General features: G+C 61.2%; 21 protein-coding genes. 10 read left to right on the top strand and 11 right to left on the bottom strand.

From position 1 onward, the window contains the following. Positions 1-65 precede the first annotated feature (65 nt). Complete coding sequence (locus VNV36_RS20910) at positions 66-638, bottom strand: acyl carrier protein phosphodiesterase (protein ID WP_325720107.1); 573 nt, start codon at positions 636-638, stop codon at positions 66-68. A 168-nt stretch (positions 639-806) separates the two neighbouring features. Between VNV36_RS20910 and VNV36_RS20905 the strand changes: the two genes are divergently transcribed. Genes VNV36_RS20905 through VNV36_RS20895 form a run of 3 tightly spaced genes read left to right on the top strand, consistent with a single transcriptional unit; the run spans position 807 to position 3,389 of the window. Further along, a complete protein-coding gene (locus tag VNV36_RS20905) occupies positions 807-1,109 on the top strand; it encodes an ArsR/SmtB family transcription factor (RefSeq protein ID WP_016771327.1) in 303 nt (100 codons plus the stop codon). A 34-nt stretch (positions 1,110-1,143) separates the two neighbouring features. After that, positions 1,144-2,310 carry an MFS transporter gene (locus VNV36_RS20900; RefSeq protein WP_325720105.1) on the top strand — a complete coding sequence of 389 codons (1,167 nt, stop codon included), beginning with the start codon at positions 1,144-1,146 and terminating at the stop codon, positions 2,308-2,310. A 29-nt stretch (positions 2,311-2,339) separates the two neighbouring features. Further along, the gene (locus VNV36_RS20895; protein WP_325720103.1) at positions 2,340-3,389 is read left to right on the top strand and encodes an alkene reductase; all 1,050 of its coding nucleotides are present in this window, start codon (positions 2,340-2,342) and stop codon (positions 3,387-3,389) included. A gap of 211 nt (positions 3,390-3,600) precedes the next feature. Here VNV36_RS20895 and emhR read toward each other — a convergent pair whose 3' ends face one another. Further along, positions 3,601-4,233: an efflux system transcriptional repressor EmhR gene (gene emhR, locus VNV36_RS20890; RefSeq protein ID WP_325720102.1), complete on the bottom strand. Its 633-nt coding sequence runs from the start codon at positions 4,231-4,233 to the stop codon at positions 3,601-3,603. Between the two features lie 266 nt (positions 4,234-4,499). On the opposite strand from emhR, the gene emhA reads away from it, so the two are divergent. The 7 genes from emhA (at position 4,500) to VNV36_RS20855 (ending at position 14,509) form a co-directional block, all read left to right on the top strand. Next, positions 4,500-5,657 (top strand): efflux RND transporter periplasmic adaptor subunit EmhA, encoded by a 1,158-nt coding sequence (emhA, locus tag VNV36_RS20885; RefSeq protein ID WP_325720100.1) that lies wholly within the window; start codon positions 4,500-4,502, stop codon positions 5,655-5,657. 3 nt (positions 5,658-5,660) lie between these two features. After that, the gene (emhB, locus tag VNV36_RS20880) at positions 5,661-8,825 is read left to right on the top strand and encodes an efflux RND transporter permease subunit EmhB (protein WP_325720099.1); all 3,165 of its coding nucleotides are present in this window, start codon (positions 5,661-5,663) and stop codon (positions 8,823-8,825) included. Beyond that, positions 8,822-10,282, top strand: coding sequence for an efflux RND transporter outer membrane subunit EmhC (gene emhC / locus VNV36_RS20875; RefSeq protein ID WP_325720097.1), 1,461 nt, complete (start codon positions 8,822-8,824; stop codon positions 10,280-10,282). The genes emhB and emhC overlap by 4 nt, the downstream gene beginning before the upstream one ends. A 376-nt stretch (positions 10,283-10,658) precedes the next feature. Beyond that, the gene (locus VNV36_RS20870) at positions 10,659-11,918 is read left to right on the top strand and encodes an OprD family porin (RefSeq protein WP_325720095.1); all 1,260 of its coding nucleotides are present in this window, start codon (positions 10,659-10,661) and stop codon (positions 11,916-11,918) included. Positions 11,919-12,097: 179 nt separating this feature from the next. Then, positions 12,098-13,288, top strand: a complete 1,191-nt coding sequence (locus VNV36_RS20865; RefSeq protein WP_325720093.1) for an NAD(P)/FAD-dependent oxidoreductase — start codon at positions 12,098-12,100, stop codon at positions 13,286-13,288. Between the two features lie 24 nt (positions 13,289-13,312). Further along, positions 13,313-13,669: a DUF1641 domain-containing protein gene (locus VNV36_RS20860; RefSeq protein WP_325720091.1), complete on the top strand. Its 357-nt coding sequence runs from the start codon at positions 13,313-13,315 to the stop codon at positions 13,667-13,669. A gap of 21 nt (positions 13,670-13,690) precedes the next feature. Further along, a complete protein-coding gene (locus VNV36_RS20855; protein ID WP_325720089.1) occupies positions 13,691-14,509 on the top strand; it encodes a methyltransferase domain-containing protein in 819 nt (272 codons plus the stop codon). Between the two features lie 104 nt (positions 14,510-14,613). Here the strand turns inward: VNV36_RS20855 and pcaC are convergent, their stop codons facing one another. From pcaC to VNV36_RS20810, 9 genes are all read right to left on the bottom strand, one after another. After that, positions 14,614-15,006: a 4-carboxymuconolactone decarboxylase gene (pcaC, locus tag VNV36_RS20850; protein ID WP_007917093.1), complete on the bottom strand. Its 393-nt coding sequence runs from the start codon at positions 15,004-15,006 to the stop codon at positions 14,614-14,616. Positions 15,007-15,016: 10 nt separating this feature from the next. Beyond that, positions 15,017-15,808: a 3-oxoadipate enol-lactonase gene (gene pcaD / locus VNV36_RS20845; RefSeq protein ID WP_325720087.1), complete on the bottom strand. Its 792-nt coding sequence runs from the start codon at positions 15,806-15,808 to the stop codon at positions 15,017-15,019. A gap of 11 nt (positions 15,809-15,819) precedes the next feature. After that, positions 15,820-17,184: a 3-carboxy-cis,cis-muconate cycloisomerase gene (locus VNV36_RS20840; protein WP_325720085.1), complete on the bottom strand. Its 1,365-nt coding sequence runs from the start codon at positions 17,182-17,184 to the stop codon at positions 15,820-15,822. A gap of 45 nt (positions 17,185-17,229) precedes the next feature. Further along, the gene (locus tag VNV36_RS20835) at positions 17,230-18,525 is read right to left on the bottom strand and encodes an MFS family transporter (protein ID WP_325720083.1); all 1,296 of its coding nucleotides are present in this window, start codon (positions 18,523-18,525) and stop codon (positions 17,230-17,232) included. A 191-nt stretch (positions 18,526-18,716) separates the two neighbouring features. Then, positions 18,717-19,283: a protocatechuate 3,4-dioxygenase subunit alpha gene (gene pcaG, locus VNV36_RS20830; protein ID WP_325720081.1), complete on the bottom strand. Its 567-nt coding sequence runs from the start codon at positions 19,281-19,283 to the stop codon at positions 18,717-18,719. Position 19,284: 1 nt separating this feature from the next. Next, positions 19,285-19,989, bottom strand: coding sequence for a protocatechuate 3,4-dioxygenase subunit beta (gene pcaH, locus VNV36_RS20825; RefSeq protein ID WP_325720079.1), 705 nt, complete (start codon positions 19,987-19,989; stop codon positions 19,285-19,287). 36 nt (positions 19,990-20,025) lie between these two features. After that, complete coding sequence (gene pcaF, locus VNV36_RS20820; RefSeq protein ID WP_325720077.1) at positions 20,026-21,231, bottom strand: 3-oxoadipyl-CoA thiolase; 1,206 nt, start codon at positions 21,229-21,231, stop codon at positions 20,026-20,028. Then, complete coding sequence (locus tag VNV36_RS20815) at positions 21,228-22,007, bottom strand: CoA-transferase subunit beta (RefSeq protein WP_325720075.1); 780 nt, start codon at positions 22,005-22,007, stop codon at positions 21,228-21,230. The genes pcaF and VNV36_RS20815 overlap by 4 nt, the downstream gene beginning before the upstream one ends. Continuing rightward, positions 22,004-22,864 (bottom strand): CoA transferase subunit A, encoded by an 861-nt coding sequence (locus VNV36_RS20810; protein ID WP_325720073.1) that lies wholly within the window; start codon positions 22,862-22,864, stop codon positions 22,004-22,006. Before VNV36_RS20810 ends, VNV36_RS20815 begins: the two co-directional genes overlap by 4 nt. Positions 22,865-23,071 lie beyond the last annotated feature (207 nt).

Raw genomic sequence — 23,071 nt, 5'->3', positions numbered from 1 at the left:
GCGTTCGGCAGCGCCTACAGGGATCAGTGTAGGAGCTGCCGAAGGCTGCGATCTCTTGATTTTGCCTACCCCTGTAACGCTGCGAAATCCTGCAGTTGCGGGTAGAACAGGCTGAAGTCTTCACTCAACGGCTCGTACAACCGCCGCAATTCCTGCATCGCCCCCGCCAACTCCTCTGGCCGGGTCAACCGTCGCGAGATCCCGCGCAGGACCTGCTCCAGCACTGCAAATTCGCGATACGACCCCAACCAGTCATTGGCGATCATGTGCGGGGCAATTTTCGCCAGCCGTTCCGGCAATTGGCTCTCGCGGGACAACGCCCGATAGACGTCAGCGGTGAACTGCTCCAGCGGTCGGTCGGCGTACAGCGACCAGTCGCGCGCCAGGCAGTGATCGAAAAACACGTCGAGGACGATCCCGGCATAGCGCCGCCGCGTCTCGGTAAACCGCCCCAAGGCGATGTCCACCAGTGGATGCCGATCGGTGAACGCGTCGATCCGTCGATGCAGCTGGATCGCCGCTTCGACCTCCGGGGCGAACTGACCGTGCAGGCGACCTTTGACGAAGTCGCCGTACAGGCTGCCGAGGAACTGACCGGGGCGCTGGCCGCCGAGATGCAAATGCGCGAGATAGTTCATGGGCGCAGCTTAGCACTGCGGTTGGCGTTCCAGCACCTTCATATCGTTATAACCCGATATAACGATTTATGCGCAGGTCAGAGCGAATTCATATTGGTATATCGCGATTCAACGATTTAAAGTTCGCCTCATCGCGATATATCGCTACTGCCACCACGAGCCCCAGCCATGAACCTCGACCTCGACGAAATAATAAAAGCCCTGGCGCACCCAGTACGACGAGACATCCTCAACTGGCTGAAAGACCCGAAAGGCGAATTCCCCGAACAGTTGCACAACCACGAGTACGGCATTTGCGCCGGGCAGATCGATCAGCGCTGCGGCCTGTCGCAATCGACCGTGTCGGCGCATCTGGCGACCCTGCAACGGGCGGGGTTGATCAGCAGCCAGAAGGCCGGGCAGTGGCATTTTTTCAAACGTAACGAGGACGTCATCCAGGCGTTTCTCAGCACCCTCAGTAAAGAGCTCTGACCCTTAACGTCAGCCAGCTGACAAGGAAACCTGCATGCCCCTCTCGCTTCTCATCCTGGCCCTGAGCGCCTTCGCCATCGGTACCACCGAATTCGTCATCATGGGCCTGCTGCCCGATGTCGCGGCTGACCTCGGTGTGTCGATCCCCGGCGCCGGCTGGCTGGTCACCGGTTACGCCCTCGGCGTGGCCATCGGTGCACCGTTCATGGCGCTGGCCACGGCGAAGCTGCCGCGCAAGGCAGCCCTGGTGGCGTTGATGGGCATATTTATCGTCGGCAACCTGCTTTGCGCCATCGCCAGTGATTACAACGTACTGATGTTCGCCCGGGTGGTCACGGCGCTGTGCCACGGTGCGTTCTTCGGCATCGGTTCGGTGGTAGCGGCCGGTCTGGTCGCGCCAGACAAACGTGCGTCGGCGGTGGCCCTGATGTTCACCGGCCTGACCCTGGCCAACGTACTCGGTGTCCCGCTGGGCACGGCGCTGGGCCAGGAAGCCGGCTGGCGCTCGACCTTCTGGGCGGTGACTGTCATTGGTGTGATCGCCCTGATCGGCCTGATCCGCTTTCTGCCGGCCAAGCGTGACGAAGAAAAACTCGACATGCGCGCCGAACTTTCCGCGCTCAAGGGCGCCGGCATCTGGCTGTCGCTGAGCATGACCGCGCTGTTCGCTGCTTCGGTGTTCACCCTGTTCACCTACGTCGCCCCGCTGCTCGGCGAAGTGACCGGCGTGTCGCCGCGTGGCGTGACCTGGACGCTGATGCTGATCGGCCTGGGTCTGACTGTCGGCAACATCATCGGCGGCAAACTCGCCGACAAGAGCATGGCCGCTACGCTGATCGGCGTATTCGTCGCCATGGCCTTGATCTCCACCGTTTTGACCTGGTCCAGCGTTGCGCTGATCCCGACTGAAATCACCCTGTTCCTTTGGGCCGCCGCGTGTTTCGCCGCCGTGCCGGCGCTGCAGGTCAACGTGGTGACCTTCGGCAAGGCTGCGCCGAACCTGGTTTCGACCCTGAACATCGGCGCCTTCAACGTCGGCAATGCCCTCGGTGCCTGGGTCGGCGGCAGCGTCATTGCCCACGGCTACGGCCTGACCAGCGTGCCCCTGGCCGCCGCCGCCCTCGCCGTACTGGCCCTGCTGGTGACCCTGATTACTTTCCGCCAGAACGGCAATGCCGAACTGGCCCCTGCGTCCAACTGATCAACTTCCTTATCAAGAGGCTTTTAGACATGGCGACTATTTTCGACCCGATCAAACTCGGCGACATCGAGCTGAACAACCGCATCATCATGGCCCCACTGACCCGCTGCCGCGCCGACGAAGGCCGCGTACCCAACGCGCTGATGGCCGAGTACTACGTCCAGCGCGCCTCGGCCGGCCTGATCCTCAGCGAAGCCACCTCGGTGACGCCGATGGGCGTCGGTTATCCAGACACCCCGGGCATCTGGTCCAACGATCAGGTGCGTGGCTGGGCCAACGTGACCAAAGCCGTCCATGCTGCGGGCGGCAAGATCTTCCTGCAACTGTGGCACGTCGGCCGCATTTCCCATCCGTCGTACCTCAACGGCGAAGCCCCGGTCGCGCCGAGCGCCATCCAGCCCAAGGGCCACGTCAGCCTGGTGCGTCCGCTGGCCGACTACCCGACGCCGCGCGCGCTGGAAACCGCTGAAATCGCCGACATCGTCGACGCCTACCGCACCGGTGCCGAGAACGCCAAGGCTGCCGGTTTCGACGGCGTGGAAATCCACGGCGCCAACGGTTACCTGCTCGACCAGTTCCTGCAAAGCAGCACCAACCAGCGCACTGACAACTACGGCGGCTCGCTGGAAAACCGCGCGCGTCTGTTGCTGGAAGTGACCGACGCCGCGATCGACGTCTGGGGCGCTGGTCGCGTCGGTGTGCACCTGGCACCGCGTGCGGACTCCCATGACATGGGCGATGACAATCTGGCCGAAACCTTCACCTACGTCGCCCGCGAGCTGGGCAAGCGCGGCATCGCGTTCATCTGCTCGCGCGAGAAAGAAGGCGCCGACAGCTTGGGTCCGCAGCTGAAAGAAGCGTTCGGTGGCCTATACATTGCCAACGAAAAGTTCACCAAGGACAGCGCCAATGCGTGGTTGGCGGCAGGCAAGGCTGATGCGGTGGCATTCGGTGTGCCGTTCATTGCCAATCCGGATCTGCCGGCCCGTTTGCAGGCTGACGCGCCGTTGAACGAGCCGCATCCGGAAACCTTCTACGGCAAGGGTCCGGTGGGTTACATCGATTATCCGACGCTGTAAGCAAGCGGTAGCGCAGAAATGAAAAAGCCCCTGACTTGTGAGAGTCAGGGGCTTTTTGCTATCGGCGCAGGACGGGAACCAGAGAACACCGTTTCACAACAGCGACACAATTTCCCTACAAAATGCATGGCTCGCTACGTTTAAACTCCCCGCCGCGATCATTAGCCATGCAGGTTGATTGACATCTCTGCGGCCAATTGCGCATTTTGTTTCATTTGCGCAGGCTGGGGCTCAGGCGCAGCATGTCCAGCCCGGTATCGACCCAGCGCTCAGCCTGGGCATGCAGTTCGAAGCTGTCCGGGGCCAACAGCCAGCCGTACAGCAGGCCGTCGATATAGGCATGAATGCTGATAGCCGCGCGGGCGGTGTCGAGGTCTTCCGGCAATTGGCCGCGATTTACCGCATTACGCAGGGTCAGGCCGATGCGCAGGTTGCAATCGAGACTGGCCGTCCGGCGCTGCTGGCGCAGATCGCACATTTCATCGGTGAACTCGCACTTATGAAACAGAATTTCGTTGATGCGCCGGGTTTTCGGGTCCAGTGCAACTTGATGAAACAAATGAATCAGCAATTGCCGCATGCAGCCCAGCGGGTCCGGTTCGTCCTCGCTTTCACTGGCCTTGGCCAGTTCATCCAGCGGCTCTTGCAGGCTGTCGAGCATGGCCTGGACCAGATCGGCCTTGTTGCTGAAATGCCAGTAGATGGCGCCACGCGTTACGCCGGCCAGGGTCGCGATGTCCGCCAGGGTGGTGCGGGCGACCCCCCTTTCATAGAAGGCTTTCTCGGCCGCTTCCAGAATCTGGCTGCGGGTTTCCTGAGCTTCCTCTTTGGTACGACGGACCATGGCAGTAAAACCTCAAACAGGATGTTTCAGGGATGGCTGAATATCCGCTGAATAAAGAGGGGGCGATCTCTCGTGAATCGGCTCCCCGGCCTACAATTTCAAACCTTGCGACGACTTTTGTAACAGGGTGGGTGCGCGGCGCAGGTGTTTACAAACAACCATGAACGTAAGTATATTACTTAGCAAGCTACTTATCCACCCGGTGCCCGATTTTTACTCTTTCACACTTCTTGTGCGCTTCTTGCGCGCCTGACCCGAGGATCTTCATGCAATTCAAGCCAGCTGTTACCGCTCTGGTCACTGCCGTCGCCCTGGCATCGCTGCTCAGCGGATGTAAAAAGGAAGAAGCGGCCCCTGCCGCTCCGCCCCCTCAGGTCGGCGTCGTCACTCTGCAACCACAAGCCTTTACCCTCACCTCCGAACTGCCGGGCCGCACCAGTGCGTTCCGCATCGCAGAAGTTCGTCCGCAGGTCAACGGCATCATTCTCAAGCGTCTGTTCAAGGAAGGCGCCGACGTCAAAGCCGGCCAGCAGCTGTATCAGATCGATCCGTCGGTCTATGAAGCGACCCTGAAAAGCGCCGAAGCCAATCTGCGTTCGACCAAGTCGATCTCTGACCGCTACAAGCAACTGGTCGATGAGCAAGCGGTGAGCCGTCAGGAATACGACACGGCGCTGGCCAACCGCCTGCAATCGGAAGCATCGCTGCAAACCGCGCAGATCAACGTGCGCTACACCAAGGTCTACGCGCCGATCTCCGGCCGTATCGGCCGTTCTTCGGTGACCGAAGGCGCCCTGGTCAGCAATGGCCAGGCCGATGCGATGGCAGTGATTCAGCAGCTCGATCCGATCTACGTCGACGTGACTCAGTCGTCGGTGGAACTGCTGGAACTGCGCCGCGAACTGGAAAGCGGCCGCCTGCAAAAGGCTGGCGACAATGCCGCTGCGGTCAAGCTGACCCTTGAAGACGGCAGCCAGTACAAGCTTGACGGCAAGCTGGAATTCTCCGAAGTCTCGGTTGATCAGACCACCGGCTCGGTGACCCTGCGCGCGGTGTTCCCGAACCCGGATCACACCCTGCTGCCAGGCATGTTCGTGCACGCCCAGCTGCAGGCCGGCGTCAACAGCGCAGCGATTCTCGCACCGCAGCAAGGCGTGACCCGCGACCTCAAGGGCACCCCGACCGCCCTGGTGGTCGGCGCCGACAACAAGGTCGAGCTGCGTCAGCTCAAGGCCAGCCGCACCGTCGGCAGCCAGTGGTTGATCGAAGACGGCCTGAAACCCGGCGATCGCCTGATCACCGAAGGGTTGCAGTTCGTCAAACCGGGCGTCGAGGTCAAAGCGACCGAAGCGACTAACGTAGGTACCAAGAACCCGGCCCCCGCACAGGCAGCTGACAAAGCCGCCGGCGGCAAAGGGGAGTAACCCATGTCAAAATTCTTCATCGACCGTCCGATTTTCGCTTGGGTAATCGCCCTGGTGATCATGCTGGTCGGGGCACTTTCGATCCTGAAATTGCCGATCAACCAATACCCGAGCATCGCGCCACCGGCCATTGCGATCCAGGTGACCTACCCGGGTGCGTCCGCACAAACCGTGCAGGACACTGTGGTGCAGGTCATCGAGCAACAGCTCAACGGTATCGACAACCTGCGTTATGTGTCGTCGGAAAGTAACTCCGACGGCAGCATGACCATCACTGCGACCTTCGAGCAAGGCACCAACTCCGACACCGCGCAGGTGCAGGTTCAGAACAAGCTGAACCTCGCTACCCCGCTGCTGCCGCAGGAAGTGCAGCAACAAGGTATCCGCGTGACCAAGGCAGTGAAGAACTTCCTGCTGGTGATCGGCGTGGTATCGCGTGACGGCAGCATGACCAAGGACGACCTGTCCAACTACATCGTGTCGAACATGCAGGACCCGATCTCGCGGACCGCCGGTGTCGGTGACTTCCAGGTCTTCGGTGCGCAGTATGCGATGCGTATCTGGCTCGACCCGGCCAAGTTGAACAACTTCAGCCTGACCCCGGTCGACGTGAAGAACGCCATTGCCGCGCAGAACGTCCAGGTCTCGTCCGGTCAGCTCGGTGGCTTGCCTGCCGTGCAGGGCCAGCAACTGAACGCGACGATCATCGGCAAGACCCGTCTGCAGACCGCCGAGCAGTTCAAGGAAATCCTGCTCAAGGTCAACAAGGACGGCTCGCAGGTTCGCCTCAAAGACGTGGCTGAAGTCGGCCTCGGCGGTGAGAACTACGCGATCAGCGCCCAGTTCAACGGCAGCCCGGCCTCCGGTCTTGCGGTGAAACTGGCCAACGGCGCCAACGCCCTCGATACCGCCAAGGCCCTGCGCAACACCATCGACAGCCTCAAGCCGTTCTTCCCGCAAGGCATGGAAGTAGTGTTCCCGTATGACACCACTCCTGTAGTGACCGAGTCGATCAAAGGCGTGGTGCACACCTTGGTCGAAGCGATTGCGCTGGTGTTCCTGGTGATGTTCCTGTTCCTGCAGAACTTCCGCGCCACCGTCATCACCACGATGACCGTGCCGGTGGTGTTGCTCGGTACCTTCGGCATCCTCGCCGCCGCCGGTTTCAGCATCAACACCCTGACCATGTTCGGCATGGTGCTGGCCATCGGTCTGCTGGTGGACGACGCCATCGTCGTGGTGGAAAACGTCGAGCGGGTGATGGCCGAGGAAGGCCTGTCACCGAAGGAAGCGACCAAGAAATCCATGGGGCAGATCCAGGGCGCACTGGTCGGTATCGCACTGGTACTGTCGGCGGTACTGCTACCGATGGCATTCTTCGGTGGCTCGACCGGTGTGATCTACAAGCAGTTCTCGATCACCATTGTTTCGGCCATGGCCCTGTCGGTGCTGGTAGCGCTGATTTTCACCCCGGCACTCTGCGCGACCATGCTCAAGCCCATTCCCCATGGTGAGCACGGCACTCCGAAAAAAGGTTTCTTCGGCTGGTTCAACCGCAACTTCGATCGTAGTGTCAAAAGCTACGAGCGCGGGGTCGGCAACATCCTGCGCCAGAAGGTGCCGTACCTGTTGGCCTACGCGCTGATTCTGATCGGCATGATCTGGTTGTTCATGCGCATCCCCTCCTCCTTCCTGCCGGAAGAAGACCAGGGTGTACTGTTTGCTCAAGTCCAGACCCCGGCCGGTTCCAGTGCTCAGCGCACTCAGGTAGTCGTGGATGAGATGCGTGAATACCTGCTGCGTCCGACAAAGGATGGCGGTGAAGGTGACACTGTCGCCTCCGTGTTCACTGTGACCGGGTTCAACTTTGCCGGCCGCGGTCAGAGCTCGGGTATGGCGTTCATCATGCTCAAGCCATGGGATGAACGTAACACCGACAACAGCGTGTTCAAGCTGGCGGCTCGTGCCCAGCAGCATTTCTTTACCTTCCGCGACGCGATGGTGTTTGCCTTCGCGCCGCCAGCGGTACTTGAATTGGGTAACGCCACCGGTTTCGACGTGTTCCTGCAGGACCGTGCCGGTATCGGTCACGAAAAACTGATGGAAGCGCGCAACCAGTTTCTCGGCATGGCGGCGCAAAGCAAGGTGCTGTCCCAGGTGCGTCCGAACGGCCTGAACGACGAGCCGCAGTTCCAGCTGGAAATCGATGACGAGAAGGCCAGTGCCCTCGGTATCACCATCAGCGACATCAACAACACCCTGTCGATCGCGCTGGGCAGTAGCTACGTCAACGACTTCATCGACCGCGGGCGGGTGAAGAAAGTGTACGTGCAGGGCCAGCCGGATTCGCGTATGAAACCCGAAGACCTGAAGAAGTGGTACGTACGCAACGCCAGCGGCACCATGGTTCCTTTCTCGGCATTTGCGAAGGGCGAGTGGATCTACGGTTCGCCGAAGCTCTCACGCTATAACGGCGTGGAAGCGGTGGAAATCCTTGGTGCTCCGGCTCCGGGCTACTCCACGGGTGAAGCCATGGCTGAGGTCGAGGCCATCGCAGCGAAATTGCCAAAAGGTGTCGGTATCTCGTGGACTGGCCTGTCCTATGAAGAGCGTCTTGCAGGCTCGCAGGCGCCGGCTTTGTTCGCACTGTCGCTGCTGATGGTGTTCCTGTGTCTGGCGGCTCTCTATGAGAGCTGGTCGATTCCGATCGCCGTGGTGCTCGTGGTTCCGCTGGGGATCATCGGGGCCTTGCTCGCGACCAGTCTGCGCGGTCTGTCCAACGACGTGTACTTCCTGGTGGGTCTGTTGACGACCATCGGTCTGGCGGCGAAAAACGCCATTCTGATTGTCGAGTTTGCCAAGGAGCTGCATGAACAGGGCGCCAGCCTGCGTGACGCGGCTATCGAGGCTTGCCGCATGCGTCTGCGTCCGATCATCATGACCTCGCTGGCGTTTATCCTCGGCGTGGTACCGCTGGCCATTTCCACCGGCGCCGGCTCGGGTAGCCAACACGCCATCGGTACGGTGGTAATCGGCGGTATGATCACCGCCACGATCCTAGCGATCTTCTGGGTCCCACTGTTCTTCGTTACTGTGTCGTCCATCGGCAAGCGCAAAAATGCCGACGCGGATGGGACTACTGAAACTCCTAAAGAGGCTGGCCAATGAGCAAGTCGCTACTCTCCATCGCAGTCGCCGCCTTCGTGCTGAGCGGTTGCTCGCTAATACCTGACTATCAGCAGCCTGAGGCGCCCGTCGCGGGCCAGTACCCGCAGGGGCCGGCCTACTCGCCGGCCCAGGCTCCGGCGCAGGCCGCTGCCGAACAGGGCTGGAAGCAGTTTTTCCACGACCCGGCCCTGCAACAGCTGATCCAGGTCGCCCTGGAAAACAACCGCGACCTGCGTGTCGCGGCGCTGAACATCGACGCTTACGCGGCGCAGTACCGCATCCAGCGCGCCGACCTGTTCCCGGCGGTGTCGGCCAATGCCGCCGGCAGTCGCCAGCGTCTGCCGGCCCGCGCCTCGCAGACCGGCGATTCGATGATCAGCAGCTCCTACTCGGCCACCGTCGGCGTCAGCGCCTACGAACTCGACCTGTTCGGTCGGGTGCGCAGCCTGAGCGAGCAAGCGCTGCAGCAATACTTCGCCACCGAAGAAGCCCGGCGCAGCACGCAGATCAGTCTGGTCGCCAGCGTCGCCAATGCTTACCTGACCTGGCAAGCGGACAAGGAACTGCTCAAGCTGACTCAAGACACCCTCGGTGCCTTCGAAGAAAGCTTCAAGCTGACCAGCCGCAGCAACGAAGTCGGTGTGGCTTCGGCGCTGGATCTGGCCCAGTCGCGCACATCGGTGGAAAACGCCCGTGCCCAACTGGCGCGTTACACCCGTCAGGTTGCGCAGGATGAGAACAGCCTGACGCTGCTGCTGGGCACCGGCATTCCTGCCAACCTGCAAGCGGCCAAACCGCTGTCCGATGACCTGCTCAGCGATGTGCCGGCCGGTCTGCCTTCGGATCTGCTGCAGCGTCGTCCGGACATCCTGCAAGCCGAGTACAACCTGAAGGCGGCCAACGCCAACATCGGCGCGGCCCGCGCTGCGTTCTTCCCGAGCATCAGCCTGACCGCCAACGCGGGCAGCCTGAGCCCGGACCTGTCCGGCCTGTTCAAGGGTGGCTCGGGGACGTGGCTGTTCCAGCCGCAGATCAACCTGCCGATTTTCAACGCCGGCAGCCTGCGCGCCAGCCTCGACTACGCCAAGATCCAGAAGGACATTGGCGTGGCGAACTACGAGAAGTCCATTCAGACGGCCTTCCAGGAAGTCGCCGACGGCCTGGCCGCCCGCCAGACCTACACCGAGCAGTTGCAAGCGCAGCGTGACTTTGTTCAGGCCAACCAGGATTACTACCGCCTGGCCGAACGTCGCTACCGGATCGGCGTCGACAGCAACCTGACCTTCCTCGATGCCCAGCGTCAGTTGTTCAGCGCGCAACAGGCACTGATCACCGACCGCCTCGCGCAGCTGACCAGTGCGGTCAACCTGTACAAGGCCCTGGGCGGTGGCTGGAATGCGCAAACCGCGCAGAACGAACCGCTGAAAGAAGAAGCGCCGAAGATGAAGTTGTTCTGATCATCGGCTGAACACATCGAGCCCACCATGTTTGGTGGGCTTTTTGTTTTTTGAAGATCAAAAGATCGCGGCCTTCGGCAGCTCCTACAGGGAAACGCATTCCAAATGTAGGAGCTGCCGAAGGCTGCGATCTTTTGATCTTAATGCTGTTCGATTATCGCCCAGAACCCGCTTTGACCAATTGAAACCCCGCCTGCGCCCCACGCACCATTCGCCTCAGAAAACCAATAACAACAGGTTCGAAACCATGCTTGCGCGCCCTGCCCCGTCCGGCTGATCGCCGCCGCTTCATCCCTGAATTTTACTACCTGTCTGCGCCCCGAAAGCGGCCTTAGCGGATCCGTTTGCCTTACAAAAACAAGAGAATCCCCAGCCCATGACAACCTCCCCTGCTCCGTACGCATTCTCCAGTCTGATCGCCCTGGCACTGGCCGGAGCCGCCCTGCCCGTTGTGGCCGAAGAATCCGGTTTTATCGAAGGCGCCAAGGTCAACCTCAACCTGCGCAACTTCTACATCAACCGCAACTTCACCAACCCGACCAAGGCTCAGGGCAAGGCTGAGGAGTGGACGCAGAGTTTCATTCTCGACGCCAAATCCGGCTTCACCCAAGGCACGGTCGGCTTCGGCATGGACGTACTCGGCCTGTATTCGGTCAAGCTCGATGGCGGCAAGGGCACTGGCGGCACGCAGCTGTTGCCGTTGGACCGCGACGGTCGTCCGGCGGACAACTTCGGCCGCACCAACGTCGCGTTCAAGGCGAAGTTTTCTCAGACCGAAGTCAAGGTCGGCGAGTGGATGCCGGTGCTGCCGATTCTGCGCTCGGACGACGGCCGTTCGTTGCCGCAGACCTTCCGTGGCGGGCAGATCACTTCGAAGGAAATCGATGGCCTGACCCTGTATGGCGGCCAGTTCCGCGCCAACAGCCCGCGGGACGACAGCAGCATGAGCGACATGTCGATGACCGGCAAAGCTGCGTTCACCTCTGATCGTTTCAACTTTCAGGGCGGCGAATACCTGTTCAACGACAAGCGTACGCAGATCGGCTTATGGAATGCGCAACTCAAGGACATCTACAGCCAGCAGTACCTCAACGTGCTGCACAGCCAGCCGCTCGGCAACTGGACGCTGGGTGCCAACCTCGGTTTCTTCTACGGCAAGGAAGACGGCAGCGCCCGTGCCGGCGAGCTCGACAACAAGACCTGGTACGGGATGTTTTCCGCCAAATACGGCGGCAACACCTTCTACGTCGGCCTGCAGAAACTCACCGGCGACAGCGCCTGGATGCGCGTCAACGGCACCAGCGGCGGCACCCTGGCCAACGACAGTTACAACGCCAGTTACGACAATGCGCAGGAACGCTCCTGGCAATTGCGCCACGACTACAACTTCGCCGCCATGGGCGTTCCCGGCCTGACCTTGATGAACCGCTACATCAGCGGCGACAACGTACACACCGGCACCATCACCGACGGCAAGGAATGGGGCCGCGAGTCGGAGCTGGGTTACACCGTGCAGAGCGGCACCTTGAAGGATTTGAACGTCAGATGGCGCAACTCGACCATGCGCCGGGATTTCAGTAACAACGAGTTCGACGAGAACCGCTTGATCGTCAGTTATCCGATCAGCCTTTTGTAGCTGTCGATGCTCTGCTGATAACACATCCCATAACCGCCGGTCGCTTTGACTGGCGGTTCATCGAGGGGCAGATACAGTTTACAAAGCGTTTAAAATCTCCCGCCTGATGCAGGAGCCTTTTGTCCTTGCGTTATCTCCGGATGCTGTACGCGAAGCGGCCATGACCATGGAGGTCAGGTTTGAACAAGCGAATAGTTATCGTCGGCGGCGGCGTGGGCGGAACCATGCTGGCCAATCAATTGGTCGGCAAGCTGTATCCGGAAATCCTGCGCGGCGCAGTCTCCATCACTCTTTTATCCAACTGCCCCGATCACTTTTACAAACCTGCGTTCATGTACGTAGCGTTCAATCAGTTTTTCGAAGAAGAGCTCAAGCGCCCTGAACGCTCGCTCTTGCGCCCGGAAATCGCTTTCCAGGTCGAGGAAGTCACAGCTTTCGACTTTGTCGGCCAACACCTGAAAACCCGCAGCGGAAAACGATTCGACTACGATTTCCTGGTGATCGCCACCGGCTGCGTTCCGGCGCCCGAACGCATCGAAGGCCTGAAAGAGGCCGGCGACCACTTCTATCAATACCAGCCGGCCCGACAATTGGCGCAACGCCTGAGCACAATCGAAAAAGGCCGCATCTTCATTACCGTGTCTTTCCCCCATACCCCCAACGTGCCGCACCAATGCGGTATTGCGCCGGTGGAAACGACATTGATGCTCGATGATTTCCTGCGCCGTCGGGGTGTGCGCGAGCAGGTGGAGATTATTTACACCTACCCCACCGTCGCGCAGTTAATGCGCAATTGCCTGTTTTTGCAGCGCCCTACCGGTGACGTACTGCCCGCTGTTTTTGCGCAGAAAAATATTCATCATCAGCGTGGCTTCACCCTGAGCCGGGTCGATGCCGATGCGAAGATCGCCTACTCCGCAGAGGGCGATGCGCAACCCTTCGACATCCTGATGGCGACACCGCCCATCAGAGCCGTGGATGCGGTGCTGGAGTCAGGGGTTTCGCAGGCCGCGAACAATGAGGGCTGGCTGCCGACCAACCATGAAACCCTGCAGGTCTATGGTCTGGAACATGTCTATGTGATCGGCGACACCGTGGATCTTCCTGTAAGCAAGGCTGGCGGCGCGTGCCATAACCAGGCGCCGGTCATCGCCAACAACATCGCTGCCGAAATTCGTCTGGGCGCCCCTAACACCGTATACGACGGTCGAGTTCAGGCCGTGGCACAAATGGGCCTCAATGCCGGCATGCCCCTGTGGTACGACTACACCCACGATGTACTGCCGACCCCGCCGACCAGACTCGGCGGTCTGTTGAGAAACGGATTCAACCGTGGTCTGTACTGGGCTGTAGCCCGCGGACTGCTTTGACCCTGCACAGGGAGGAGCAATTTGATGCAAACGCCCGAAGACATGTCGGTTACCCCGGCAGCGGCCGCCCTGATGGCCAGACTGCAACCTTTGCTGGACGGTGGCCGGCTGGACAACCTTGTCGATGTGCTTGCACTGGTTTCGGATATGACCGATCTGCTGGACGCAGCGATGGTGGAAAAGCTTGCGCGACTTTTCGAAACCGCCACGGCCGCGAGCTGGACAGCGTGCAATACCTTGCGCCTGGCCCAAGCCGAAACTGCGGCGCTGCCAGAATCACCGAGCCTCTATAGCCTGTTCAAACTGTTGAACGATACGGATACGCGTAAAGGCGTGGCCGTCGTTCTGAAAACCCTCAACGTCATCGGAAGACAAATGTAATCCGCCAGAGAGGATCACCTCATGCGCGTCAAACGCGAAACGGCAGGGAATGCCGGTACCCACTGGGACGCCCGGGCGTACCAGCAATTTTCCCGTCTCCGGCAACGGCCGATCAATGAATTGCTCGAGCGTATCGAGTTGCAAGACCCTCAACACATTTACGACCTCGGTTGCGGCACCGGCCTTGCCACGCGGCTATTGGCCGAGCGTTGGCCGCAAGCGCGATTGCACGGGGTCGACAGTTCCGCGCAAATGCTCGAACAGGCACGTTGCCTGCCGATCAAGGCCTCGTGGAAACAATGCGACTTGCTCGACTGGCGGCCTGAACAACCGGCCGATCTGTTGCTCGCCGCCGCTGTCCTGCACTTTCTCGACGATCATCAACGGTTGTTGCCACACTTGCTCGGCCATCTCGACAGTGGCGGCTGCTTCGCCGCGCACATGCCGGACTGGCGCGATGCACTGTGGTACCGACTGATGCTCGAAACGCTCAACGATGGCGGCCCCGGCGGAACGCCTCTGGGCACGCCCGAACTGCGCCAGCGCATGGCTGCGCGGCCGTTACTGGCTCTGGAGGACTACTACCGTTTGCTCGCGCCGCTGACCGCGTCGCTGGACATCTGGGAGACTGAGCAACTGCAGGTGGTCGACGGTAAATCGCCGGTGTATGACTGGGTCAAGGTTTCGGCGCTGCGACCGGTGATGCAGGCGTTGAATGCAGAGGAACAGGTACGGTTTATCTATCACTACCTGATGCGTGTGCACGAGCATTACCCGCAGGAGGAGGACGGCTGCACGTTGTTTCCGTTCAAGCGAATATTTATTGTCGCCAGGGTTTGATTCGTTGCGGCCGCTACCGCTTTCGCGAGCAGGCTCGCTCCCACAGGGAAATGCATTCCAATGTGGGAGCGAGCCTGCTCGCGAAGGCGTCAGTGGCAACAACCTCACTCGCGGGATTCAACCCCGAGTTCATCCCACACCGATTCGGCCAGATGAAACGTCGCATTCGCCGCCGGGATGCCGCAATAGATCGCGCTCTGCATGATCACTTCTTTGATCTCGCCCCGGCTCACGCCGTTATTGGCCGCCGCGCGCAAATGCAGTTTCAGTTCGCCTTCGCGGTTCATGCCGATCAGCATGGCGATGGTGATCAGGCTGCGGGTGTGCCGAGGCAGGCCCGGACGGGTCCAGATGTCGCCCCAGGCGTGGCGGGTGATCATCTCCTGGAATTCCGAGTTGAATTCGGTCAGCGTGGTCAGGCTGCGATCGACATGGGCGTCGCCCAACACCGCGCGGCGCACTTGCATGCCTTCGTCGTAACGTTGTTTCTCGTCCACAGAATCTTCCTCACTGAGCCTGCAAAAACGCCAGCACACGCTCGCTGAAATCGGCGCCAGCCTGCACGCTGGACAAATGTGCCGCGTGGAACTCGGCGTACTCGGCGCCGCGCACGTTGTCGCGAATGAAATGCCCCCCGGACGGCGGCGTCACCGCATCTTCGCTGCCGGCAATCACCAGCAACGGCACATTGATCGAAGCGAGTTGCTGACGAAAATCGGCATCGCGCACCGCTGCGCAGTTGGCCGCATAACCTTGTGGATCAGTCGACGCGAGCATGTCGGTGATCTTCTTCGCAACTGCCGGATGTGCCGCGGAAAAGTCCGGCGTGAACCAGCGCGCAATCGAGGCGTCCCGCAACTCAACCATCGCTGCCGGGCCATCGCGCAATACCGTTTCGATGCGCGGATTCCACACCGACGGATCGCCGATCTTCGCCGCCGTGTTGCACACGATCAGCTTATGCAGACGACGGCTGGCGTTGATCCCCAGCCACTGGCCAATCAATCCGCCCATCGACAGTCCGCAGAAATGCGCACGCTCGATGTGCAGCGCATCCAGCAGGCCAAGTACATCGTGGCCCAGTTGCTCGATGCTGTACGGCCCTTCAGTGACCAGCGATTGACCATGGCCGCGCGTGTCAAAACGCAGCACGCGAAAATGCTCGACGAGCGCCGGCATCTGCGTATCCCACATGTGCAGGTCGGTGCCCAACGAGTTGGACAGCACCAGCACCGGTGCATCGACCGGGCCTTCTATTTGATAGTGCAGTTCGCCATCGGCGAGTTGTACGAAAGCCACAGCCCTCTCCTTCAGACAGTCAAAGCGTTGTGTTCGGCCACCGCGCGCTCGACCCAGACGTGGGCCTGGCCGAGGTAATGCGCGGGGTTCAACAGATCATCGAGCTCAGCGTCGCTCAGTTCGCCGGTGACTTGCGGCTCGTCACCGAGCACCGCACGCAAATGGCGCTGCTCGGCCACCGCGCGTTTGCAGCACTGCTCGAGCAGATGATGCGCGGTGTCGCGGCCAACACGCTGGGCGAGGACGATACTGACCGCTTCGGCCAGCACCAGCCCTTGAGTCAATTCGAGGTTGCGCGCCATGCGCGCCGCGTCGACTTCCAGGCCCTCGGCGAGCAAGCGCGCCTGCTGCAACGAACCGGACACCAGGCAGCAGATCTCCGGCAGGGTTTCCCATTCGGCATGCCACAAACCAAGGCTGCGCTCGTGCTCCTGGGGCATGGCGCTGAACAGCGTTGAGACCAGCCCCGGCACCCGCGTCGCCGCGCCGATCAGCACTGCCGCGCCGACCGGGTTGCGCTTGTGCGGCATGGTCGACGAACCGCCCTTGCCCGGTGCTGCCGGCTCGAACACTTCCGCCGCTTCGGTCTGCATCAACAGGCTGACGTCGCGGCCGAATTTGCCGAGGCTGCCGGCGATCAAACCGAGCACCGCGCCGAACTCGACGATGCGATCACGCTGGGTGTGCCACGGTTGCTCTGGCAGGTTCAGTTGCAGCTCTTCGGCCAAGGCTTGCGCGATTGGCAACGCTTGTTCGCCAAGTGCCGCGAGCGTGCCGGACGCGCCACCGAATTGCAGCACCAGCAGCCGCGGCTTCAGTTCTTGCAGACGTTGACGGCTGCGGGTCACGGCGCCCAGCCAGCCGGCGATTTTCATGCCGAGGGTCACCGGCGTTGCGTGTTGCAGCCAGGTACGCCCGGCCAATGGCGTGGTGGCGAAACGTTGTGCCTGGGCGGCGAGCGAGTCGGCCAGTTGCGCCAGTTCGCTTTCGATCAGCACCAGCGCCTGACGCAATTGCAGGACGAGCCCGGAATCCATCACGTCCTGGCTGGTCGCACCCAGATGCACATAGCGCTCGGCCTGGGCATCGGTCGCGGCAATCTGTTTGCCCAACGCCTTGACCAGCGCAATCGCCGAATTGCCGGCCGTGGCAATCGCCTCGCCCAGCGCGGCGAAGTCATACAGGCGCGCATCGCATGCCGCCGCAATCGGCGCTACGACCGACGAAGGAATCAATCCGACCCGTGCTTCGGCCCGGGCCAGCGCCGCTTCGAAATCGAGCATCGCCTGCACCCGGCCCTGATCGCAGAACACCTCGCGCATATCGCGGGCGGTGAAGTAGGCATCGAACAATTGATTGCCCGGTCGCTGAGTCATAAACAGTCCTTGCCGGCGCGGGCCTTGCAGCCCGCGCACATGAATTTACAGATCGTGGTGCAAATACTTCGCCTGCTTGGGCAAACGCAGACTGAACAGGAAGGCGACTGCCATCATCGCCGTCACGTACCAGTAGAAGGCGTTTTCCATGCCCCCGGCCTTGAGGCTCAGGGCAACGAATTCCGCCGAGCCGCCAAAGATTGCATTGGCCACCGCGTAAGCCAGGCCGACACCAAGGGCACGTACTTCGGGTGGGAACATCTCGGCTTTCACCAGACCGCTGATCGAGGTGTAGAAACTGACGATCGCCAGCGCCAGGGTGATCAATACAAACGCCAGAAACGGGCTGCTGATGCTTTTCAGGCTGAGCAGAATCGGCACGGTGAGCAGCGTGCCGAGGGCGCCGAACCAGAGCATCGAGTTGCGCCGACCGATCTTGTCGGCGAGCATGCCGAACAGCGGTTGCATGCACATATAGAGGAACAGCGCGCCGGTCATGATGTAGCTGGCGGTCTTGGCGTGCATGCCCGCGGTGTTCACCAGGTATTTCTGCATGTAGGTGGTGAAGGTGTAGAAAATCAGCGAGCCGCCAGCGGTGTAACCGAGCACGGTGATGAACGCCGCTTTGTGATCGCGAAACAGTGCGGTAATGCTACCCGCGTCTTTGTGCGCGCGGGTTTCTTCGTTGGTGGTTTCCTTCAGCGAACGACGCAGGAACAGCGAAATCAGCGCCGCCACCGCACCGACCACGAACGGTATGCGCCAGCCGTAGGCACGCAGGTCCTCTTCAGTGAGGAACTGTTGCAGCACCACCACCAGCGACACCGCCAGCAGTTGCCCGCCAATCAGCGTCACGTACTGGAACGAGGCGAAGAAACCGCGCTGGCCCTTGAGTGCAACTTCACTCATGTAAGTCGCGGTGGTGCCGTACTCGCCACCCACCGACAAACCTTGCAGCAATCGCGCGAACAGCAACAGCACCGGCGCCCAGACGCCAATGTCCTTGTAGGTCGGCAAGCAGGCGATCAGCAACGAGCCAAAGCACATCATCAGAATCGAGATGAGCATCGAATTCTTGCGTCCGTGCTTGTCAGCGACGCGGCCAAAGATCCAGCCGCCAATCGGGCGCATCAGGAACCCGGCAGCGAACACGCCAGCGGTGTTGACCAGTTGCACGGTGGGGTTGTCGGAGGGGAAGAACGCCGGGGCGAAATAGATCGCGCAGAAGGCGTAGACGTAGAAGTCGAACCATTCGACGAGGTTGCCGGACGAAGCGCCGACAATGGCGAAGATGCGCTTGCTGCGCTCTTCACCGGTGTAATGAGAGGTGGCCGTTGTCATTGTTTTTTCACTCGATAGGGACAGTCACAGTCTAGACATACTTTGCAACAGTCCCGTTCCACATCCAGTATCGATCGTTCCCCTGTGGGAGCGAGCCTGCTCGCGAAGAGGGAGTGCCAGACGACATGTGTGCTGGCTGACCCACCGCTTTCGCGAGCAGGCTCGCTCCCACAGGGGATGAGTGGTGTTCTTTAATAATCGAAGAACACCGTCTCGGCATCAGTGCCCTGCAGAACCACATTCCACTGGTAAACAGCGGATGCATCCTGTTTCGCCAGCAACGTTGCGCGACGCTCCGCCGGTACACATTCGAGCAACGGATCATCAGCGTTCGCCGGTTCACCCTCAAAATAAATCCGCGTCAGCAAGTGCTTGACCAGGCCTCGGGCAAACACCAGCACCACCAGATGTGGCGCCTGGGTCGAGCCTTTCAGCCCGGGCACGGTGCCGGGCTTGATCGTGGTGAAACGGAAGCGCCCTTCGGCGTCCACCGGCACCCGGCCGAAACCTTCGAAATTGGGGTCGAGCGGTTTGTCCTGCTGATCTTCCGGGTGGTCGTACTTGCCGGCGGCGTTGGCCTGCCAGACTTCGAGCATGGCATCGTTGACGACATCGCCGTTGCCGTCCAGCACCTGGCCGGTGATCGCCACGCGCTCGCCAAGGGTCAGCTCGTTGGCGAGGGTTTCGCGGTTCAGCCAGGTCAGGCCGATGTGGTAATACGGCCCGACGGTGTGGGACGTGGTCGCGGTCAAGGTCATGTCATTTCTCCATCGGCGTGGCATCACGGCCGCGCAGCACGATGTCCCAGCGGTAACCGAGGGCGTAGGACGGAATGGTTTTTTCCAGATCGAAAGCAGCGATCAGGCGTTCCTTGGCCGAAGTGTCCGGCACGCAGTTGTAGATCGGGTCGTAAGCCAGCAACGGGTCGCCCGGGAAGTACATTTGCGTGACCAGTCGGGTGAGGATGCTCGGCCCGAACAGGGAAAAGTGGATGTGCGCCGGGCGCCACGCGTTGTGGTGGTTGCCCCACGGATAGGCGCCGGGCTTGATGGTCTGGAACTGGTACCAGCCGTCGGCATCGGTGACGGTGCGACCGGTGCCGGTGAAGTTCGGGTCCAGCGGCGCATCGTGCAGGTCGCGGGCGTGGTTGTAGCGGCCGGCGGCATTGGCCTGCCAGATCTCCACCAGAATCCCCGGCACCGGCAGGCCGTTTTCGTCGAGCACACGGCCGTGAATGATAATACGCTCGCCCAACGGCTCGCCTTCGTGCTGTGCGGTCAGGTCGTTGTCCTTCTCGGCAATGTGCTCGGCACCGATGGTCGGCCCGGTGATTTCCGAGAGTGAATGGGGCAGGTACACCAAAGGCTTGGACGGCGAGCGCAGGTTGGTGGATTGATACGTCGGGTGCAGGTAGTCAGGCTGAGTGCCTGCCTGTGGGCGACGGTAACCAGGCTTGTCAGTCATTTCGCTTTCCTCAATTCTTAAAAGTGCCGCAGCGCGTCAGACGCGTTCGATGGCCAGCGCCAGACCCTGGCCGACACCGACGCACATGGTCGCCAGACCTTTCTTGCCACCGGTCTTTTCCAGATGGTGCAGGGCGGTCAGCACCAGCCGCGCGCCGCTCATGCCCAATGGGTGACCGAGGGCAATCGCGCCGCCATTCGGGTTGACCTGCGGCGCATCGTCCGCCAGGCCCAACTCGCGCAATACCGCGAGGCCTTGGCTGGCAAACGCTTCGTTGAGTTCGATCACGTCGAAATCGCTGACCGCCACGCCGAGGCGCTCGGTCAGTTTGCGCACCGCCGGCACCGGGCCGATGCCCATCACCCGTGGCGCGACACCGGCACTGGCCATGCCCAGCACTTTCGCGCGGGCGGTCAGACCGTGTTTTTTCACTGCGTCGGCTGAGGCGAGAATCAGTGCCGCGGCGCCATCGTTGACCCCGGAGGCATTGCCGGCAGTGACGGTTTTGTCAGCGCCGTTGACCGGTTTCAGCTTGGCAAGCGCTTCGATCGTGGTGTCGGCACGCGGATGTTCGTCCTGGCTGACCACGGTTTCGCCTTTCTTGTGGGCGATGCGCACTTCGACGATTTCTTCGGCGAAATAGCCGGCAGCCTGGGCAGCAGCCGTGCGTTGCTGGCTGCGCAGGGCAAAGGCGTCCTGATCTTCGCGCGACACTTTATAGTCGTCGGCGACGTTGTCGGCGGTTTGCGGCATCGCATCGACGCCGTACTGCGCCTTCATCAGCGGGTTGATGAAACGCCAGCCGATGGTGGTGTCTTCCAGCTTCATGTTGCGCGAAAACGCCGCGTCAGCCTTGCCCATCACGAACGGCGCACGGGACATCGACTCGACGCCGCCGGCGATCGCCAGCTCCATCTCGCCGCTGGCAATCGCACGGAATGCGGTACCGATCGCGTCCATGCCCGAAGCGCACAGGCGATTGAGGGTCACCCCCGGCACGCTGTCCGGCAGGCCCGCCAGCAGCAGCGCCATGCGCGCAACGTTGCGGTTGTCTTCGCCGGCCTGGTTGGCGCAGCCGAGGAACACCTCATCGACTGCATTCCACTCCACCGATGGATTGCGCTCCATCAAAGCCTTGATCGGCACAGCGGCCAGGTCATCGGCGCGAACGGCGGACAGTGCGCCGCCGAAACGGCCGATGGGAGTGCGAATCGCGTCGCAGATATAAACGTCACGCATCATGCTTCTCCCGGTGCCTGACCGTGGGCGGCAGCGGTGCGTGCTTCAAGATCACGCAGCGCGGTCAGCTCGACGTCGGTCGGCTCAGCGGTGGTTTCAACGGAGTCGGCAAAACGGATCGCCCAACCAGTAGCGGCGACCACTTGCTCGCGGGTCACGCCTGGATGCAACGCGGTGACCACGAACTCGTTGGTACCCTCCTCCGGTTCCATGATGCACAGGTCGGTGATGATCCCCACCGGCCCGGCGCCCGGCAGGCCCAGACGTTTGCGCGAATCGCCGCCCTCGCCGTGACCGACCGAGGTGATGAAATCGAGTTTGTCGACAAACGAACGCGCCGACTGTTTCAGGATGATCAGCACGCTTTTCGCCGAACCGGCAATCTCCGGCGCGCCACCGGCGCCCGGCAGACGCACTTTCGGCGTGTGGTAATCGCCGACCACGGTGGTGTTGATGTTGCCGAAACGGTCGACCTGGGCGGCGCCGAGAAAACCGACGTCGATGCGCCCGCCCTGCAGCCAGTAGCGAAAAATCTCACCGGTCGGCACTACAGTGTCGGCGGTTTCGGCCAACTCGCCATCACCGATGGACAGTGGCAACACGCTCGGCTTGGCGCCGATCGGGCCGGACTCGTAGATCAGTACCACATCGGGCGATGAAGTCAGGCGCGCGAGGTTGGCGGCTTTCGACGGCAGGCCGATGCCGACGAAGCACACCGAGCCGTTCTTCAGGCGGCGGGCGGCGGCGACGGTCATCATTTCATTGGTGGTGTAAGTCATTGCTTGGCCTCCGAAGCAGCGGCCAACCTGGCCTGGAATTCACTGAAGTCAGCGCAGCCATGGATGTATTCGTCGATCCACGCGGTAAACGTCTCACGGTCGCGAGCGATCGGATCCCACGCCTGATAGAAACGATTGTCACGCTCGGTGTAACCGTGGGCGTAGGACGGATGTGCACCGCCCGGCACATGACAGACCGCGCTCAAGGCCCAGGTCGGTAGTACGCAAGCGTTCATCGGCGCGTTGAGGTCGTCGACGATTTCTTCAACAGTGACGATGCAACGCTTGGCGGCCAGCGCGGCTTCTTTCTGCACACCGAGAATGCCCCAGAGCAGGACGTTGCCCTTGCGGTCGGCCTTCTGCGCGTGGATCACGGTAACGTCGGGGCGTACCGAGGGCACCGCCGCCAGCACTTCGCCGGTGAACGGGCAGGTCACGGTTTTGATCAGCGGATTGACCTTCGGCAGATCGGAGCCGGCATAAGCGCGCAGCACCGCGAACGGTAGGCCGGAAGCGCCGGCGACGTAGGCGTTGGCGAGGTCGGCGTGGCTGTGTTCTTCGATTTCCAGCGCGTGCGGCCATTGCTTTTCGACCGCGTCACGCAAACGGTGCAGCGAGCCCACACCCGGGTTGCCGCCCCAGGAGAAAATCAGTTTGCGTGCGCAACCGGCGCCGATCAGTTGGTCGTAGATCAGGTCAGGCGTCATCCGCACCAGCGTCAGATCTTTCTTGCCCTGACGAATGATTTCATGACCCGCTGCCGTAGGGATCAGGTGAGTGAAGCCTTCGAGGGCGACGGTGTCGCCGTCGTTGACGAATTGCTTCACCGCGTCGTGCAGCGAAAGGATCTCAGCCATGGAGCGGGCTCCTGTTTCTTTGTAAGGAATCGCCAGTGATAAAAAGGCGCGAGGTTGAGCGCCGGAGTCACTGAAGATTAAGCCTGGGAAAATCGCCAGACAATCCGATAATCGACTGAGCGTTCGTTTATCGAACGGATTGTTGCTTCCCTATCGGTTCGTGTCGCCGGCAAGAGATCGCAGCCTTCGGCAGCTCCTACAGGAGAA

The organism is Pseudomonas sp., assembly GCF_035554175.1.
In the GTDB taxonomy this organism is placed as follows: Bacteria; Pseudomonadota; Gammaproteobacteria; order Pseudomonadales; family Pseudomonadaceae; genus Aquipseudomonas.
Note: the sequence above shows the minus strand (reverse complement) of the source record. Positions and strands in the feature narration are given on the sequence as shown.

Coding starts and splice junctions, on each gene's coding strand:
- VNV36_RS20910 (WP_325720107.1), bottom strand. CDS start 638: ATGAACTATCTCGCGCATTTGCATCTCGGCGGCCAGCGCCCCGGTCAG.
- VNV36_RS20905 (WP_016771327.1), top strand. CDS start 807: ATGAACCTCGACCTCGACGAAATAATAAAAGCCCTGGCGCACCCAGTA.
- VNV36_RS20900 (WP_325720105.1), top strand. CDS start 1,144: ATGCCCCTCTCGCTTCTCATCCTGGCCCTGAGCGCCTTCGCCATCGGT.
- VNV36_RS20895 (WP_325720103.1), top strand. CDS start 2,340: ATGGCGACTATTTTCGACCCGATCAAACTCGGCGACATCGAGCTGAAC.
- emhR (WP_325720102.1), bottom strand. CDS start 4,233: ATGGTCCGTCGTACCAAAGAGGAAGCTCAGGAAACCCGCAGCCAGATT.
- emhA (WP_325720100.1), top strand. CDS start 4,500: ATGCAATTCAAGCCAGCTGTTACCGCTCTGGTCACTGCCGTCGCCCTG.
- emhB (WP_325720099.1), top strand. CDS start 5,661: ATGTCAAAATTCTTCATCGACCGTCCGATTTTCGCTTGGGTAATCGCC.
- emhC (WP_325720097.1), top strand. CDS start 8,822: ATGAGCAAGTCGCTACTCTCCATCGCAGTCGCCGCCTTCGTGCTGAGC.
- VNV36_RS20870 (WP_325720095.1), top strand. CDS start 10,659: ATGACAACCTCCCCTGCTCCGTACGCATTCTCCAGTCTGATCGCCCTG.
- VNV36_RS20860 (WP_325720091.1), top strand. CDS start 13,313: ATGCAAACGCCCGAAGACATGTCGGTTACCCCGGCAGCGGCCGCCCTG.
- VNV36_RS20855 (WP_325720089.1), top strand. CDS start 13,691: ATGCGCGTCAAACGCGAAACGGCAGGGAATGCCGGTACCCACTGGGAC.
- VNV36_RS20840 (WP_325720085.1), bottom strand. CDS start 17,184: ATGACTCAGCGACCGGGCAATCAATTGTTCGATGCCTACTTCACCGCC.
- VNV36_RS20835 (WP_325720083.1), bottom strand. CDS start 18,525: ATGACAACGGCCACCTCTCATTACACCGGTGAAGAGCGCAGCAAGCGC.
- pcaG (WP_325720081.1), bottom strand. CDS start 19,283: ATGACCTTGACCGCGACCACGTCCCACACCGTCGGGCCGTATTACCAC.
- pcaH (WP_325720079.1), bottom strand. CDS start 19,989: ATGACTGACAAGCCTGGTTACCGTCGCCCACAGGCAGGCACTCAGCCT.
- pcaF (WP_325720077.1), bottom strand. CDS start 21,231: ATGATGCGTGACGTTTATATCTGCGACGCGATTCGCACTCCCATCGGC.
- VNV36_RS20815 (WP_325720075.1), bottom strand. CDS start 22,007: ATGACTTACACCACCAATGAAATGATGACCGTCGCCGCCGCCCGCCGC.
- VNV36_RS20810 (WP_325720073.1), bottom strand. CDS start 22,864: ATGGCTGAGATCCTTTCGCTGCACGACGCGGTGAAGCAATTCGTCAAC.